Raw genomic sequence first — 16307 nt, 5'->3', positions numbered from 1 at the left:
CCTTCCGTCAGGAAAGCGAAGCTCCCCAGCGATCCAGCAGGGCCTGTTCCACATCCTGGCCCTGACGGGCAACTTCCCACGCCAGCTCCACGATTTTCTTTATTTTTTCCTGGAACACCCCTTTGTCAAACTGCTCCGCATGACGTCGGATCACCCCGGGATCAAACCGCAAGCCTTCGAGGCGGCGCACCGCCTCTGCCAGGCTCTCCGGCGTAGACGCATGGAAGAAGACCCCGGTCACGCCCTCCACCACTGTATCCAGCGCCCCGCCGGCCGCGAAGGCGATCACCGGCCGCCCGGCGGCCATCGCCTCCACCGGTGCGATCCCGAAATCCTCCACCCCCGGGAACACAAAAGCCCGGCACCGGGCGTAAAGCTCCGTCAGCTGCTCCGCCGGAACCCTCCCCAGGAACGTGATGGTCGGCCCGGCCATCCGCTGGAGACGCCAACGGTCCCGGCCGTCCCCTACGATCACCAGGGGCAGTCCCAGTCGGTTGAACGCCTCGATAGCCAAGTCGATTCGCTTGTAGGGGATCAGGCGAGAGACGATCAGAAAGTAATCCTCGGTGCGGGTGGTAGGCTGAAAGCGCTGCACATCCACGGGCGGGTGGAGAAGGATTGAGGGACGTCGATAGAACTTGCGGATGCGGCGAGCGACTTCCCGCGAGATGGCGATGAAGGCATCCACCCGATCCGCGGCCATCCGATCCCAGACCCGCAGAACGGCAATCAGCGGCCGCAGCAGGCGTCGCAGCGGTCCCGGCAGGCCCTCGCGGGCGATGTATTCCTCGTAGGCCCAGACATAGCGGGTTGGCGTCAGGCAGTAGCAGAGGTGAACCGTGGAAGGCCCCGTGACCACCCCGTGGCAGAACCCGCTTTTATTCGAGATCACGACGTCGTATCCGGAGAGGTTCAGCCCATCGAACGCCAAAGGATAAAGGGGGAGGTAAAGCTGGTGATGCCGGTGGATGAAGGGCATGGCGTCCAGCCAGGTGGTGTGGATCTCCCAGCCCCGATAGTGAGCGGGCATCCGATCCCGAGCGTAGATGCTGGTGTAGATGGGGGCGCCAGGGAAGGCCTCCACCAGGGCCTCCAGCACCGCCTCCGCCCCTCCCATCTGATTGAGCCAATCGTGGACCAGCGCGACGCGCATGGATTTCCTGTGTGGTGCGGATAGGATCTCCCCAGCTAAAGCCGGGAAGACGAACGAACCGGGGCGAAGGACCGGCGGTGGATGGGGCTGGGTCCGTAAATCCGAAGCGCCCGACGGTGGCCCGGGGTGCCGTAGCCTTTATGCCCTGCGAAGCCGTATCCCGGATAGATCCGATCCATTTCCGTCATCCATCGATCCCGGGTGACCTTGGCCACAATGGACGCCGCCGCCGCGGACAGGCAGCGAGCGTCCGCCTGAAAAAGAACCCGCTGGGGCAGCGGGACGGGCAGGGTCAGGGCGTCCACGATCAGCGCCTCAGGGGGGATCGGCAGCGCCCCCAGGGCCCGCAGCATCGCCAGGCGGGTCGCCGGGACGATACCCAGCGCATCGATCTCCTCCGGGCTCGCCATCCCGATGCCTACCCCCCGGGCGATCTGAAGGATCTCCGGAAAGAGAGCCTCCCGTTGCTCAGGGGTCATGGTTTTGGAATCCCGCACCCCCGCCAACCCATGGCGCAAGCCTTTGGGATCCGGCGGGAGGATCACCGCCGCCGCCACCACCGGACCCGCCCATGCCCCCCGCCCGGCCTCATCCAGACCGGCCACGCTCTGAACGCCCCGACGCCAGAAGGCCATCTCCTCCGTGAGCGTCGGCCGGGGAAGGCGAGACCGACTCCGACCGGACATAGCGCCCCCTCCACGCATTCCAGCGGATCAGAAGCAGCTCGCGGAACATGTTCAGGCTGTCCCGGAACAGCCGGACGCGGCTTTCCGGGTTGAAATACCAGATCACCGGGACCTCTACGATCCGGTAGCCGCGCAGGCGAGCGATGAACAGCACCTCCACATCGAAGCTCATGCCATCCAGCCGCTGCGCCCGGAAGAGGTCTTCCGCCGCCTCGGCGCGGAACATCTTGAAGCCGCACTGGGTATCCTGGAAGCCGGGAACCGCCAGGATGCGGACGATGGTGTTGAAGACACGGCCGATCAAGTGGCGGTGGAGGGGCTCCCCGATCCGTCGGGCTCCTGGCGCCTCACGGCTGCCGATGGCCACATCAAAGTTGTCCAGCTGGGGCGGGAGGAACTTCACCACCTCCTCGATAGGCGTGGAAAGGTCCGCATCGCAGATGTAGCGGTAGCGGCCGCGGGCGGCCAGCATCCCCTGGCGGACCGCCCGCCCCTTCCCCCGATGGGGATCACAGATCAGGCGGACATACGGATGATCCCGCGCGAAGGCCTCCACGATCTCCGCCGTTCGATCGGTGCTGCCGTTCTCGACGACGATCACCTCGGCTGGCTGGCCCCAAGACCGCAGGAAGCGGTCGATGGCCTCCAGGGCACGGGGCAGCCTTCGCTCTTCGTTGTGAGCAGGGATGATGATGGAGAGCAATGGTTCGTCCATCACTGGCCTCAACGACCCCGGGTTCCCTCCGCCTTGGCGGAAAGCAGCATATCACAAAGACGGCCTTCCGGACAAGCCACCTGGCTTCCCAACCCATGGCCTTATCCCATCATCGAGAGGGCCTCTATAGACCAATCGTGGGACTTCCCATAAGCGGTATCCCCAGGATGTCGTGGCAGCCACCAGCGCCGGGCAGATGCGGGTGTGGAGCTTGTGGGGTCTGGAGATCCAGGGATGATGGATCCCCAGAGCCGATGCGCCTCGAAATGAAAGCAGGGAAGAGCCCAGAGGGGGAGGCCATGGTGCTTCCTCAAGGGGAATCCGAAAGGCCGCATGGCCTCACCCCGAACCCGGACAGGGATTTGACGGAGCACCTCCGATCCCCCTAAAATGATGGGCGAGCCGATTCTCGGAGCCCCAAACGGGGCGGCGGGCTTTCTCCTGGGGGAATCGATTGCGGAAAAGGAAATCGTGGTGCATTCCCCCGTCTGGACTTCGAAAGGGTCAAGCGGATCCTCGCCCTGGGGCCTCCCGGATTCCAATGGGAAGGATGTAGGAATGCGCGGGATGCGATATTACATCCATACCTTCGGCTGCCAGATGAATGTAGCCGACAGCGAGCGGCTGGCCTCGGCCCTGGAGAAGCTCGGCTATCAGATGGCCGAGCGCCCGGAACAGGCCGACGTGCTGGTCGTCAACACCTGTGTGGTGCGCCAGTCGGCAGAGGAGAAGGCCTACGGGTGGCTCCATATGGTCCGCCCCCTCAAAGAGCGGCGGCCGGAGCGCGTGGTGGCGGTCATGGGTTGCCTGGTGGGCGTGAAGGGCAACGAGGGGCTCCGCCGGGCTTTCCCCTGGGTCGATGTCTTCATGCCCCCCGCAGATCCCCGCCCGCTGGTGGATTTCCTGGCGCGGCGGATCGATGAGGGTCGGGCGGTGGCGGACCTGGAGCGCATGATCCGTTACGCCCTCCAGGACGAGGAGCTGGTGCTGCCGCCCTCCGAGCGAGGCCGCAAGGTGACCGCTTATGTCCCGGTGGTCCATGGCTGTTCCTTCGGCTGCACCTTCTGCATCATCCCCTACCGCCGTGGCCCGGAGCGGAGCCGACCGGTGGGTCAGATCGTCGCGGAGGTGCGTGCCCTGGCCGAACAGGGCGTCCGGGAAGTCACTCTGCTGGGTCAGATCGTCGACCGTTATGGGAAGGACATCCCCGACGGCCCGGATCTGGCAGACCTGCTCCGGGCGGTCCACGAGGTGGAGGGCATCCAGCGCATCCGTTTCCTGACCTCCCATCCCCGTTTCATGACCGACCGCATTATCGAGGCGGTGGCAGAGCTGCCCAAGGTCTGCGAGCACATCGAGATCCCGGTTCAGGCCGGCAACGATGAGGTGCTGGCCCGCATGCGCCGGGGCTACACGGTGGCCGATTATAAGCGCGTGGTGGAAAAGATCCGCCAGCGCATCCCCAACGCCTCTATCGCCACGGACATCATCGTCGGTTTCTGCGGTGAGACTGAAGAGCAATTCATGGACACTTATCGGCTGGTGGAAGAGCTGGAGTTCGACGTGGTGCACATCGCCAAATACTCCCCGCGGCCGGGGACAGTAGCCTGGCGCACGATGGCCGATGATGTGCCGCCTGAGGAGAAAGAGCGCCGCTTCCGCATGCTAGAGGAGCTCTATGAGCGGATCTCCCGCCGCAAGAACGAGGCCCTCATCGGGCAAGCGGTGGAAATCCTGGTGGAAGACCGCAACGAGAAGGGCAAGTGGTTCGGGCGGACCCGTAACAACAAGCTGGTGTTCTTTGAAGACGGCGACCGAGATTGGCGGGGGCAGCTGATCCAGGTCCGCATCACCTCAGCGGGTGCCTGGTCCCTCCAGGGGACCCCCATCTCCGCGGTGTGAGGATCCGCACTGCCCTCCGAGAACGCTCAGGGGTGGGGCAGCGGCCCAGTCGCTGCCCCACCGGTTTTTCATTCCACCACGATATTGATCAGGCGCCCCGGCACGTAGATGATCCGCTGAGGCTGTCGATCGCCCAGATGTCGGCGGACATTCGCTCGATCCAGGGCGATTCGCTTCGCCTCCTCCTCGGTGATTGAGGCCGGCACGTCCACCCGATCGCGCACTCGCCCGTTGATCTGGATCACCAGGGTGATGGTGTCGGCCTTCGCCAGATCCTCATCCCACTGCGGCCAGGGCTGCTGATGCACGCTGTACGGATAGCCCAGCCGTTCCCACAGCTCCTCGGCCAGATGCGGCACAAACGGCGCCAGCAGCAGCACCAGCGTCTGGATGGCCTCCATCCATGCCTGGTGGCGGACCACCGGGGTGTTCCGAGCGTCCTGCAGGTAATTGGTGAACTCCATGAGCGCGGCGATAGCCGTATTGAACTCGAAATCCTCCAGGTCCTGCGTCACCCGCTTGATGGTCCGATGGGTCCACCGCCTCAGCGCGGCCACCTGCTCTGGAGCGGGCTCTCCCTCCCCTTCCACCGGCTCCAGCACCAGATTCCACACCCGGTGCAGCCACCGGTGCACGCCTTCGATGCCGGTGGAGCTCCACGGTCCACCCACATCCCAGCGGAAGCCGAACATCAGGTAAGCCCGCACCGTGTCCGCCCCATAGCGCATCACCAGCTCATCCGGCGCCACCACGTTCCCCCGGGACTTGGACATCTTCTCCCGGTCCTCGCCCAGGATGACGCCCTGGTTCCGCAGGCGGATCATCGGCTCATCAAACCAGACCATCCCCATATCCCGCAGCGCCTTAGTCCAAAACCGGGTGTAGAGCAGGTGCATGGTGGCATGCTCCACCCCGCCGGTATACAGGTCCACTGGCAGCCAGTAGCGGGCCTCCTCCTCATCCCACGGCGCGTCGTCTTTGTGTGGACTCAGATAGCGATACTGATACCATGAGGAATCGACGAAGGTGTCCATGGTGTCCGTCTCCCGCTCAGCCGGCCCGCCGCACTGGGGGCAGGTGGTCTTCACGAAGTCCTCCAGGTATTTCAGTGGCGACTCGCCGGTGGGGAGCACGTTGACGCTCTCCGGCAACAGGACCGGCAGCTGGTCCTCGGGCACGGGGACGGTGCCGCATGTTGGGCAGTAGATGATGGGGATGGGGGTGCCCCAGTAGCGTTGTCGGCTGATACACCAATCCCGCAGCCGGTAGGAGACGGCCGGGCGGCCCAGGCCGCGCCGTTCCAGCTCGGCCACCACCGCCTTTTTGCCCTCCTCGCTGGGCAGGCCATCGAAGGGGCCGGAGTTCACCATCGTCCCGGGCCCTTCATAGGCAGCCGACAAGGGCTGCCCCTGCCAGCCCGGCGGGGCGATCACCACCCGGATGGGCAGGTTAAACTTCACCGCGAACTCAAAGTCCCGTTGATCGTGGGCCGGCACGCCCATCACCGCCCCCGTCCCGTATTCCATCAGCACGTAATCAGAGATCCAGATGGGCAGCCGTTCGTCGGTCAGGGGATGGCGAGCGTAGGCCCCAATGAAGACGCCGGTCTTCTCCCGCTCCAGGGACAATCGTTCGATCTCGGTGCGGCGCTGGGCCTCCTGGATATAGGCCTCCACCTCCGCCCGGCGCGCCGGCGCGGTCAGCTTCGGCACCAGGGGATGCTCGGGAGCCAGCACGACGAACGTGGCCCCGAACAGGGTGTCCGGGCGGGTGGTGAAGACCACAATGGAATCCTCCCCTTCGGTGGGGAAGAGGATCTCGGCGCCCTCGCTGCGCCCGATCCAGTTCCGCTGCATCGTGCACACCCGCTCCGGCCAGTCCAGCTGGCTGTGATCCAGGAGCTCATCGGCATAGGCGGTGATGCGCAGGAACCACTGCTCCAGCTCCTTCTTGATCACCGGCGTGCCGCACCGCTCGCAGACCCGCTCGCCGTCCTGGCTGACCACCTGCTCCCGGGCCAGGGTGGTGTTGCATTTCGGACAGAAATCGACCGCCGAGCGCTTGCGGTAGGCCAGCCCCCGTTTGTAGAACTGGATGAAGAACCACTGGTTCCACTTGTAGTATTCCGGCTCGCAGGTGATCACCTCCCGCGTCCAGTCGAAGGAGGCCCCCATGCTGCGCAGCTGGCGGCGCATCCGCTCGATGTTGGCATAGGTCCAGGTCTTCGGGTGGGTGTTGTGTTTGATGGCCGCGTTCTCCGCAGGCAGGCCGAAGGCGTCGAAGCCGATGGGGAAGAGGACGTTGTAGCCCTTCATGCGCAGATAGCGGGCCACCGCATCGCTGGGGGCCATGGCGAACCAGTGGCCCATATGGAGATCGCCCGAGGGATAAGGGAACATGGTCAGGAAATAGAATTTGGGACGGCTCGGGTCGCGGACCGCCCGGTAGATCCCGGTCTCCTCCCAGCGCTCCTGCCACTTCGGCTCGATCACCTGAGGATCATAGCGCTCCATCCCCCACCTCCTTCTGCATCCCATCCGGTCAAGCCGCGCATCTCATGACGAAGGCTCTAATGGCCGGGCCGGCCACCGAGGGCAGTCGGCCCGACTCCCCCGAATTTCCATCTTCCATCCCGACAGCCCCTCAAGCCACCGCCACAGGCGTCAGCCACCCATACACATCCGGCGCCCGGCCCGTCACGATGGCGAAGAACCGTTCCTGGAGGCGGCGGGTGATCGGGCCGGGCTGCCCGCATCCAACAGGGATGCGATCCACGGATCGCACCGGGGTGATCTCCGCTGCGGTTCCGGTCATAAAGATCTCATCGGCTGCATACAGCCACTCCCGGGGGATGGGCTGCTCCCGGACCTCAATCCCCTGCTCCCGGGCCAGCGTCAGCACCGCGTCACGGGTGACGCCGAGCAGGATCGAATTATGGAAGGGCGGCGTATAGAGCACGCCATCCTTGATCAGGAAGAGGTTCTCCCCACTCCCCTCCGCCACATAGCCATAGGCGTCCAGCATGATCGCCTCCGCATACCCCAGATCATGGGCCTCCATAGCCGCGAACTGTGAGTTGACATACTGGCCGCCGATCTTGCCCAGCGCCGGGAAAGTATCCGGCGCCATGCGTCGCCACGAGGAGACGATGACATCCACCCCCTTCTCCAGCGCCTCCTGGCCGAGATACTTCCCCCACTCGAAGGTGATGATCACCACCTCCACCGGGCACGAGCGGCCATCCACCCCCAGGGGCCCCGCGCCCCGAAAGACCAGGGGGCGGATATAGCAAGAAGAATGCCCGTTGGCCCGCACCGTCTCCACGACCGCCTGCGCGAGCTGTTCCTCCGTGTAAGGGATCTCCAGGCGGAGAAGGCGGGCGGAGAAAAGCAGCCGGGCCAGGTGCGGTCGAAGCCGGAAGATCGCCGCCCCTTGGGGGGTCTCGTAGGCCCGCATCCCTTCGAACACGCTTGTTCCATAATGCAAGGCATGGGCCGTGACGTGGATCGTCGCCTGATCCCAGGGCACCAGCCGCCCGTTCCACCAGATCCATTCGCTTCTCGGCGCCATCGGGCCTTCCCTCCTAAAAGGATCGAAGGATCTCTGCGCCCAGGATCCAGAGAGCGATGAGCAACAGCGATAGCTCGAGCAGGAGCAATAAGGGCTGCCGATAGTATCGGCGGTAGAAGGCCAGCCCACGGACACCGGCGGCGTGGAGGTCCCGGGGCCACAGAGCATACTGGCGCTGGCGCCATGGCCAGAGCCACATAATCCCATCATCCGTCCCGATGCTATCCAGCCCGAGATGTATCAGGGCCAATCCGACCACCAGACCCGGCGGCAGATGGAACCCCCAGGCCAGGATCCCGCCCCAGAACATCCAGAACAGCGGGGTATGGGTCCAGAGGGCATGATGGGGGTTATGACCCTCTCCGCCCATTCGCTGCCGATACCACCAGCCCCATAGAAGATCCAGATCCGGCAGCCCGCTGAGCAACACGGCCAGCCCAGCGATCCCAAGGTGGAAGGGCTGATGGGTCACCCGCTGGATCATATAGGCGGCGACCACCCCGGCCGCCGCATGGGCCATTACCGTCATCCACGCCTCCGGCCTGAGGGGATTTCCGGCAGGACGGACGCGATGGAGTTCCCCTTGCGGGCCGCGGGGGCGCCTCTGTTCCCCAGACCGGGCTCTGAAGCCCGCTATGGGAGCCGCCGGGCCGCTCCCGTGGAAACAAGGAGCCCCCCTCCGTCAGGGACGAAGGGGGGCTCCTCCGCGGTCCCACCCTGCTTCACCGGAAGGGCATGCCTATGCTTCCGGTGCGCTCTGGCGCGATAACGGGCGCGACCCGGCCGGAGCTACAGCCGGAACAGCTTTCACCCCGGCGGCTCCAGGGCGAGTTCGACCTTTGGGAGCTCTGTGCCCCTGGCCCTCCCCATAGGCCTGCGGCCTCGCACCTCCCGGCCGCTCGCTGGGGGATGGTCTACTACTCCCCTTCTTCGCCTTTCCGGCTTTTCCCTGAACCCAGCGACCGGATAAAAACAAGGCGCTTGCGCGCCCGGAAGCAATAGGTGGACCCGACGGGATTCGAACCCGTGACCTCCTCAATGCCATTGAGGCGCGCTCCCAGCTGCGCTACGGGCCCACAGCAGTGGAGCCGACCGGATTCGAACCGGCGACCTCTCCCGTGCGAGAGGAGCGCTCTCCCAGCTGAGCTACGGCCCCACCAGCACGTTTATTTTATTCGTTCCGCATGCGATCGTCAAGGCTTGGGAAGGGTCCGCTGGCTCGTCCACCCCCATTACGCCCCTCCGGATCTCCTTTGATCCCAGCCCCGGCTCTCTAGGCCCGGCTGTCGGGTTTCGCTATGGATGGGCCGAGCCCGAGAAGGAGGCAACCGGCAGCGGAGCTCCCTCCTGGGCTGTTCAGCCTAGCCATCCGATCCCCCTTCCATCGCCTTCAGAAGAGCTCCCTCACCGGCACCCGCATGCCTGCGGGGAAGGACAGTCGCACACCTCGGCCACCGCCTCGATCTCCACCCGGGCGCCCATAGGGAGCGTGGCCACGCCCACCGCCGAGCGGGCCGGCGGCGCCTCGGGGAAGAACTCGGCATAAACAGCATTCATCCGGGGCCACTCGGAGAGATCCACCAGAAAGACCGTAGTCTTGACCACATGGCGCAGGCAGGATCCCGCCGCCTCCAGGATTGCCCGCAGGTTCTCGAGGGCCTGCCGGGTCTGGCTCTCGATATCCGGCCCAGCCAGCTGGCGGGTGTCGGGGACCAGACCCAATTGCCCTGCGGTGAAGATGAGGTTCCCGATCCGGATCGCCTGAGAATAGGGGCCAACCGCTGCCGGAGCCTTTTCCGTCATAATCACTTCTCGGGCCATGGAAATCCCCTCCCGAAGATGGGTTCATGAGGGGGCGTGGACCGCTATGCGCATCCTGGGAAGGTTTCACCCCAACTGGGGTTACGCCGTGCGGGATCCATACAGCACATGCTGTCGGACCGCGTGGCAGAGCAGGCAAAGGGGATCCTCACAGAGCAGGGCCATCGGATCCCGACGCAGGAGATCCAGCAGGAGCTGGACCATCCGTTCCAGCGGCCATCCCTGGATGGCCCAATCCCCCAGGTGGACCCGACGGGTGGCCGGTTCCAGCACCGGGGCGGCCGCTCCAAAGCCCCGCCGGCACCCTGGAAAGCCTGGCAATTCCACTACCCGTCGATCCATCAACGCCCAGCGGACGAAGGTCTTCCGGCCGGCCAGGGCTTCCACGTAATGGACGGCCACGTTCATGGTGTGATCCGCCCCTATCAGGAGCACATCGCCATCCTCCGCATGCAGCCAGCGAATGGGTCCCCATGGATCCAGAAGGGATTGCGCTGCGACGGCGGCCTCTGCCTGGAGGCCCACCGCCAGGAATGAGAGGACGGGATGCTCACTGCGTCGCGCTCCGGGGAGCCGACGAACCCCCTCTGGGAACGGCCCCCATTCTGGATCCGCCGGCAAATCGTTATGAAAGAACGTAGCCCGAGCGTTGACCGCCTGCATGGCCAGATAGACCACACCGTTATCCGGCGGCCCCACCCGCGGGTAAACCATGGTCCGCGAGGTGAAGGCGGGGGTGATCCAGGTGTTCCCTCGCATCGCCGCCTGGACCGCGCCGAGGATGGTGGCAAGGCCTCCCCGCACCCGATGCTCCACATCTGGAGCCACCAGGATCAAGGCGGGGCCGCTCGAATTCCAGCGCACCGCCTCCAGGGCCAGTGTAAGGGTCCGGAAACCGATCGATGAGCCCACCCGCCTCAGCGTCCTTTCCATTCCGGCTTTCGCTTCTCGATGAAGGCTCGCATGCCTTCCTTCTGATCTTCTGTGGCAAACAGGAAGTAGAACAACCGCCGCTCGTATTCCAGACCATCCCGCAGGCTGGTCTCAAAGGCCCGGTTCACCGCCTCTTTCGCCAGCCGTACGGCGATGGGGGGACGAGCGGCGATCTCCTTCGCCAGACGAATGGCTTCATCCAGGTAGGTTTCCACCGGGACCACGCGGGAGACCAGCCCGGCGGCCTCGGCTTCGCGGGCGTTCATGTAGCGCCCGGTGAGGATCATCTCCATTGCCTTCGATTTGCCGATCGCCCGGGTCAGGCGCTGGGTTCCCCCGGCGCCCGGCATCACACCGATATTGATCTCCGGCTGGCCGAAGACGGCCGTCTCGGAAGCGATGATGATGTCACAGGCCATCGCCAGCTCGCACCCTCCGCCCAGACACCAGCCGGACACCGCGGCGATGATCGGCTTCCGAATCCGCTGGATTCGATCCCATCGGGAGATGTTGTCCCGGAGCAACATCTCCACCGCGCTGGCCTCCGCCATCTCTTTGATATCTGCGCCTGCCGCGAAGGCCCGTTCGTTGCCGGTGATCACGATACACCGGATCTGATCCTCTCGGTCGAAATCCTCCAGGGCGGTAGCCAGCTCCTCCATCAGGACGCTGTTGAGGGCATTGAGCTGCTGAGGCCGATTCAGGCGGATCAACCCGACGTTTTCCACGGTCTCCACCAGGATCGAGGTATATGCCATAGGCTCCTCCTATACGCGGGAGGTGGACTAGAAGGGAGCGCGATCGGCTCACCGGAAGTTGAGCAGGAAAATCGCTTCGAGGGTGGCGTAAAGGTTCAACGTCATATGCATCACGAGGGGAGGCCACAGGGAACGGGTGCGAGCCCGCAGGCCGGTCAGCGCCAGGCCCACCAGGAACGCCTGGGCAATCCAGAACCACTGGTCTGCCGTGCCGCCATAAGTGAAAAGATGAAAGAGAGCGAAAATCAAGGAGACCAGATAAATGGAAAACATGGGGCCCACCCGCGCCGCCAGGGCCGGATACAGTAGGCCCCGGAAGAGCAGCTCCTCGGTGGGCGGCCCGACCACCACGGTGAGGAACCCCATCGCAGCCCATCCCAGCGGATCCCGCCCTTGAAATAGGGGGACGAGGGTTTCCGGGATCACTGGGCGACCCAGGACCATCGTCACGGCATCCAACGCGACCCCCAGGCCCAGGGCCAGGAACGGCGTCGCCCACAAGGGGATCCGGACCGGGGGAACGAGGCGGAGCGCCGGGCCCAGAGGCCCGCGCACCCACAGACGCAGACCAGCCGTTACCGTGAGCAGAACGAACAGATAGATCAGGCTGTTGGCCAACCCCATGAAGCGCCCGCTGGCGGCTGCCCGCTGGAACGCGGCGGCAAAGGGCTGACCAGGCTCCAGCAGCGCCCAGTAGATTAGAAATACGAGAACACCCAGCATGAACTGGACCATCAGGAAATACGCCAGGGCCGTCAAGGCCAAGCCGATTCCCCATGGCGGGGCGGGCTCCAACTCTTCCGATGACGAGGGATGGGAGGGACGTGTCGCAGCCATCGCCGAAATGCTCCTGAGCATTGAGGTTACCGAAACGCGAAAGCCCGTTCCACCGTCAGCCATCCCGCGCGGGGTGGGCTCAGCGCCTGCTCATAAACCCGTGCGAACTCTCCCTCAAAGCGCGCCGCCATCGCCGGATCCGTCACGATCAGGAAATTCTCGTCATTATCCTCTGCCGCGTTGCGGGAAAAATTATACGATCCGAAGATCACCACCCGCCGATCAATGACAAAGACCTTGTGGTGCATGGTATAAGGGTTGCCGTCTTTCAGCACGTCGATCCCCGCCCGCCGCAGACGGTTGAACTGGCTAACTGACGCCTCCGCGCCGCTGCGTTCCATCACGCCGTGGATTTCCACCCCCGCCTGCGCTCGCTCCAGCAGCACATCGCCGATGCGGGGATGGGTGAAGGAGAAGGCCATAAACACAATCCGCTCCCGAGCGCTGCGGAGCGCCGCCCGGATAGCTTCCACCGTCGGATCCTCCGGCGCGAAGTAATTTTCCACGGGGGTCCCTTGGATGGTCAATCGAGGAACCGTGTTCCCAGAGGAGCGGGCCGGGCCGAAGGCGCGGCGCTCGAACATGGCCGCGAACTTGACCGCATAGTTGTGGGCCAGCTCCGGCGATCGGAGAAGCGCCGCGTTGTTGTTGTTCTGATAGGCGTCGTTGTCCGTGAAGTTCATCGAGCCTGTCCACACCCGCTCGCCGTCGATGACCATGAACTTGTTGTGCATATAGCCGTTCCGCTCGTCGGTGACCACCGGGATGCCCCCCGCCCGCAGGCGGGCGATGGCTTTCGTGCCCGCGTTGTCGGTTTCGGTGACTACCCGAACCCGAACCCCACGATCGCGGGCCCGTAGCAGCGCCTCCGCTACCGGCATTAGGTCGATGTCGTAAACTGCCACATCTAGGGTTTGGCGCGCGCCCTCAATGGCCGCAATCAGGGAATCGACCACTCCCCCCCGGTGGAACTCCGGAGCATCCGGGAAACGAGGAGTGGTGAAGAACACCTCATACCAGCTTCCCGACTCTACCGGGGGAGAAGGAGAAGGGGAAACGCCCGGTCGGCCCAGACGATACATGACGGCCAGCACGAGCAGCACCAGGACGGCCAGACCGATCAGCCTGGTGAAGGGAGGCGTTCCCCAGGGCACGGGCAACGCGGCTTTTCGTGTCCGCCGTGAGCGGGAGGCTGTCATAGTTTTCCCCTCCTACCGGATGGATGCTTCAGCGAACCGGCTATGGCTGCCAGGGGGCCAGCGCTTCCAGCACCCATACCAGGCGATCTTCCACCGTCCAGTTCTTCCACCCCGGCGGCACGTGAAGCCCCCATTCGGCGAGTAAGGCTCTGGCCTCCTCTTCCGAAGCCTGAACGGCTCGCCGGATCCGGCGCATGGCCCGACGCAGGATCCCCCCTGTCTCTTCCGGATGCGGACCGAGCCGGGCGAGGGCCCACCGGAGCAGGCGCTCCGCCTGATCGTCGGTCAAGCCGCTCCGCCAGCTTTCATCCTCCAGCACCCCCTCCAGCCAGGCATCCCACCCCGACCTCATCTCCTTTGCTTCCCGTTCCCCACTCAATGCCGTCCTCCTGTGACCTCTGGAAGCGCCACCCGCACCGCATAGGGAGCAGACTCCGTGGTGAACCGCGCCAGGGCCGCGATCGCCAGCACCGCCCGCCGATCGGGTCCGGTTTCGACAAGCCATGCCCCGCTTCCATCCGTCCCCAGGGGCAATCGCTCCACCTGCGCTTCCCCATCCTTCCGGAAGTGGAGGACCTGAAGAGCAAAGCGAACCGGCACCCGGGAGGATACGCGGGCCCATCCCTTGGCCTCCCATCCGGCCTCCCCTTCGGCTCCATCCCAGAACCCGATCTCGGGGATCTCGATGGCATCCAGGGCCACTCCGGGACGGTTGACGGCATCGTCGGTGACCACCTCAAAGCGCAGGTGAATCACCCGGCCCGCGTAGGGCGTGAGATCCACCGTCTCAGTGATCCAGCGGGGCTGTTCCCCGCCGCCACTCACGCCCGTGTAGCCCCACCCCAGGTTGTTGTGATTTGGGTTCGCACCGGTCCCGGCGGGCACCTGCAGCAGCGTCCAACGGCGTCCTCCATCGGTGGAGACGCTGACATAAGCGTAATCCCAGTCCTTTTCCAGATCATACCAGATCCGATAGCGCAGGGTGGCTCGGGATACCCCCCGCAGGTCCACCTGGCGGGTTAGCCGGGGGTTGCTGTCATCTCCCCGCACCGCATACCAGAAACGCTGTCCTTCGAAGGGAGAAGTGGCGATCAGAGGAAGAGTAATGGCGCCCTGGAAAGCGAGGGACAAGCTTTGCCCAGCTGGGAGCTCGATGTAATCGGCGGCGTAAGGGAGCACCGTGCCCTGGATCTCCTCGGGAAGACGGCTCACCCGTGCGGCCAGGCGGGGCTCCGGAAGCCACAAGGCCCGGTAGCGCGGTCCGGAAGGAAGCTCCGCGTGATCCAGGAAGTTCGCTGCGACCCACTCCAGGAAGAGGGTGTCGGCATCCTCTTCGGCTCCGATCTCCCGCAGCACTGCGTCCACCGCGGCCAAGCCGTTCTCCGGGTGGGCCACCAGGCGCCGGGTGGCTTCCTCCCCGAAACGTTCCAGGAAATATTCGAGGAAGAGAAAAGCGGCGCCGTAATGCTCGGCGTTCCCTTCCTCCTGCGTCCCCCAGGTATTCAGCTGCGTGTCCGGATGATCGAGGAAAGCCACGTCAAAGCCGCCTACATCGTAGCCGCTGAGGAAGGCTGCCAGCTCCGAGGCGCCCTCGTTCAACCAGGTCTCCTCGTTGCGATCTTGGTGCCAGTGGATCATGTGCTGGAACTCGTGGGCCAGAACCCCGTGATAGAAGCCTGAGTTGACGCGCACCGCATCGAGGTTGATGTAGAACATCTCCGCCTCGTTGGAGTCGGGCCGCACCGCTTGGGGGAACTCGTCCTTGCTGGCATAGTAACCAGCGACATCCCCCAACCCCCTCACGTGAAGGATGAACAGATGGGGATCGCAATCCACACCGGGCGTCCATTCGCTGCCGAAGAATTCGCGGACGGTGGGATAGATCCGCCCCTCGAAGGTCTCAGCCGCCGCCCGCAGGTCCGTCGGATCCACCGCCTGATCCTCTTCCACCCAGAGGTAGGCATGAGGGGTCTTCTCCTGCAAGACCGCGGTCACCGTGAAGGTCTCGTTCGTGTCATTGTTGGAGACCAGGAAGGACCGTCGGGCGCCGAGGGGGAGATCCCGCTCCGGCCGACAGGCTGTCTCCGGCGTATCGGTGGGAAGGCCGAAATATCGCACCGCCAGATCCCGAAGATCCCGCACCGGAGGATCCGCCTGCTGGAGGGCCTGGAGGGTCTCCTCCGCGCGGACATCCCCCGAAGGGGACAGCCTCCGCGTCGGTGTAGCGGCCGGGCTCTCTGGGGAGGGGATCCCGCCGGGCATCTCCTGGCGCCCGCACAGCCCGCCCAGGACCAGCGCGAGAAGAACCCATCGGAATACTCCGGTTCGCATCATCAGAGGCTCCAGGGGAACGTCCAGCCATGCCTCTATTATCATAACGCCGCCCCCACCGACATGGGAGGACCCCAGGCACCCATTCGGGGAACTCCGCCCACCCCGGCCTGACGGCGAGCCCCCCCCACAACCTTCCAACGGAAGCCACGGACGGTAGCGTCAAGTTTTTTTGTGTAAACGGGGGATAACGTTGCGCAAACAAGTGCGGCCGCTCTTCCCGCGCCGCCAAAAAGCCGCGCACGGTGCGCTCGCCCCAACGGGCGTTCAACCGCGCCAGGTGCCCATAGGTCATCCGCTCCAACGCCTCCACCACCTTAAACCGCCGCCGCAGCTCCTGGAAGGTCCGTTCCAGCCGACCGGTCGTATCGGCTCCGGATAGCGCAAAACGGTCATCCACTG

Annotated in this window: 14 protein-coding genes and 2 tRNA genes; 1 reads left to right on the top strand and 15 read right to left on the bottom strand. The window is 64.8% G+C overall.

The annotated features are described in order from the left end of the window. Positions 1-7: 7 nt before the first annotated feature. The 3 genes from ACFMO3_RS04135 to ACFMO3_RS04125 are packed head-to-tail and all read right to left on the bottom strand — an operon-like array spanning position 8 to position 2554. A complete protein-coding gene (locus ACFMO3_RS04135) occupies positions 8-1153 on the bottom strand; it encodes a glycosyltransferase (protein WP_376789172.1) in 1146 nt (381 codons plus the stop codon). A gap of 35 nt (positions 1154-1188) precedes the next feature. Beyond that, positions 1189-1839, bottom strand: a complete 651-nt coding sequence (locus ACFMO3_RS04130; RefSeq protein ID WP_376789171.1) for a ribonuclease HII — start codon at positions 1837-1839, stop codon at positions 1189-1191. After that, the gene (locus ACFMO3_RS04125; protein ID WP_376789170.1) at positions 1742-2554 is read right to left on the bottom strand and encodes a dolichyl-phosphate beta-glucosyltransferase; all 813 of its coding nucleotides are present in this window, start codon (positions 2552-2554) and stop codon (positions 1742-1744) included. The genes ACFMO3_RS04130 and ACFMO3_RS04125 overlap by 98 nt, the downstream gene beginning before the upstream one ends. Positions 2555-3112: 558 nt before the next feature. On the opposite strand from ACFMO3_RS04125, the gene miaB reads away from it, so the two are divergent. Further along, entirely contained in the window at positions 3113-4456 is a 1344-nt protein-coding gene (gene miaB, locus ACFMO3_RS04120; protein ID WP_376789169.1) for a tRNA (N6-isopentenyl adenosine(37)-C2)-methylthiotransferase MiaB, read from the top strand. 68 nt (positions 4457-4524) lie between these two features. Here the strand turns inward: miaB and leuS are convergent, their stop codons facing one another. The 12 genes from leuS to ACFMO3_RS04060 form a co-directional block, all read right to left on the bottom strand. Continuing rightward, complete coding sequence (gene leuS / locus ACFMO3_RS04115; RefSeq protein ID WP_376789168.1) at positions 4525-6969, bottom strand: leucine--tRNA ligase; 2445 nt, start codon at positions 6967-6969, stop codon at positions 4525-4527. A gap of 130 nt (positions 6970-7099) precedes the next feature. After that, positions 7100-8026 carry a branched-chain amino acid transaminase gene (locus ACFMO3_RS04110; protein ID WP_376789167.1) on the bottom strand — a complete coding sequence of 309 codons (927 nt, stop codon included), beginning with the start codon at positions 8024-8026 and terminating at the stop codon, positions 7100-7102. A gap of 13 nt (positions 8027-8039) precedes the next feature. Beyond that, positions 8040-8555: a metal-dependent hydrolase gene (locus tag ACFMO3_RS04105; protein ID WP_376789166.1), complete on the bottom strand. Its 516-nt coding sequence runs from the start codon at positions 8553-8555 to the stop codon at positions 8040-8042. Positions 8556-9029: 474 nt separating this feature from the next. Then, positions 9030-9102: transfer RNA gene (locus tag ACFMO3_RS04100), tRNA-Ala, on the bottom strand. Between the two features lie 7 nt (positions 9103-9109). After that, a tRNA-Ala gene (locus tag ACFMO3_RS04095) sits at positions 9110-9182 on the bottom strand. A gap of 248 nt (positions 9183-9430) precedes the next feature. Beyond that, positions 9431-9847 carry a RidA family protein gene (locus ACFMO3_RS04090; protein WP_376789165.1) on the bottom strand — a complete coding sequence of 139 codons (417 nt, stop codon included), beginning with the start codon at positions 9845-9847 and terminating at the stop codon, positions 9431-9433. Positions 9848-9928: 81 nt separating this feature from the next. Further along, positions 9929-10780: an AAC(3) family N-acetyltransferase gene (locus ACFMO3_RS04085; RefSeq protein ID WP_376789164.1), complete on the bottom strand. Its 852-nt coding sequence runs from the start codon at positions 10778-10780 to the stop codon at positions 9929-9931. Further along, positions 10765-11538 carry an enoyl-CoA hydratase gene (locus ACFMO3_RS04080; RefSeq protein ID WP_376789163.1) on the bottom strand — a complete coding sequence of 258 codons (774 nt, stop codon included), beginning with the start codon at positions 11536-11538 and terminating at the stop codon, positions 10765-10767. The genes ACFMO3_RS04085 and ACFMO3_RS04080 overlap by 16 nt, the downstream gene beginning before the upstream one ends. 48 nt (positions 11539-11586) lie before the next feature. Then, on the bottom strand, positions 11587-12375 hold the full coding sequence (locus tag ACFMO3_RS04075; protein ID WP_376789162.1) for a lysostaphin resistance A-like protein: 789 nt from the start codon (positions 12373-12375) through the stop codon (positions 11587-11589). A gap of 26 nt (positions 12376-12401) precedes the next feature. Further along, complete coding sequence (locus ACFMO3_RS04070) at positions 12402-13574, bottom strand: phospholipase D-like domain-containing protein (RefSeq protein ID WP_376789161.1); 1173 nt, start codon at positions 13572-13574, stop codon at positions 12402-12404. A 40-nt stretch (positions 13575-13614) separates the two neighbouring features. Continuing rightward, positions 13615-13926: a hypothetical protein gene (locus ACFMO3_RS04065; protein WP_376789160.1), complete on the bottom strand. Its 312-nt coding sequence runs from the start codon at positions 13924-13926 to the stop codon at positions 13615-13617. Between the two features lie 23 nt (positions 13927-13949). Next, a complete protein-coding gene (locus tag ACFMO3_RS04060; RefSeq protein WP_376789159.1) occupies positions 13950-15908 on the bottom strand; it encodes a hypothetical protein in 1959 nt (652 codons plus the stop codon). Between the last annotated feature and the right edge of the window lie 399 nt (positions 15909-16307).

This window comes from Thermoflexus sp., assembly GCF_042408815.1.
In the GTDB taxonomy this organism is placed as follows: domain Bacteria; phylum Chloroflexota; class Anaerolineae; order Thermoflexales; family Thermoflexaceae; genus Thermoflexus.
The sequence above is the reverse complement of the archived record's forward strand: the minus strand, read 5'-3'. Positions and strand labels throughout refer to the sequence as shown.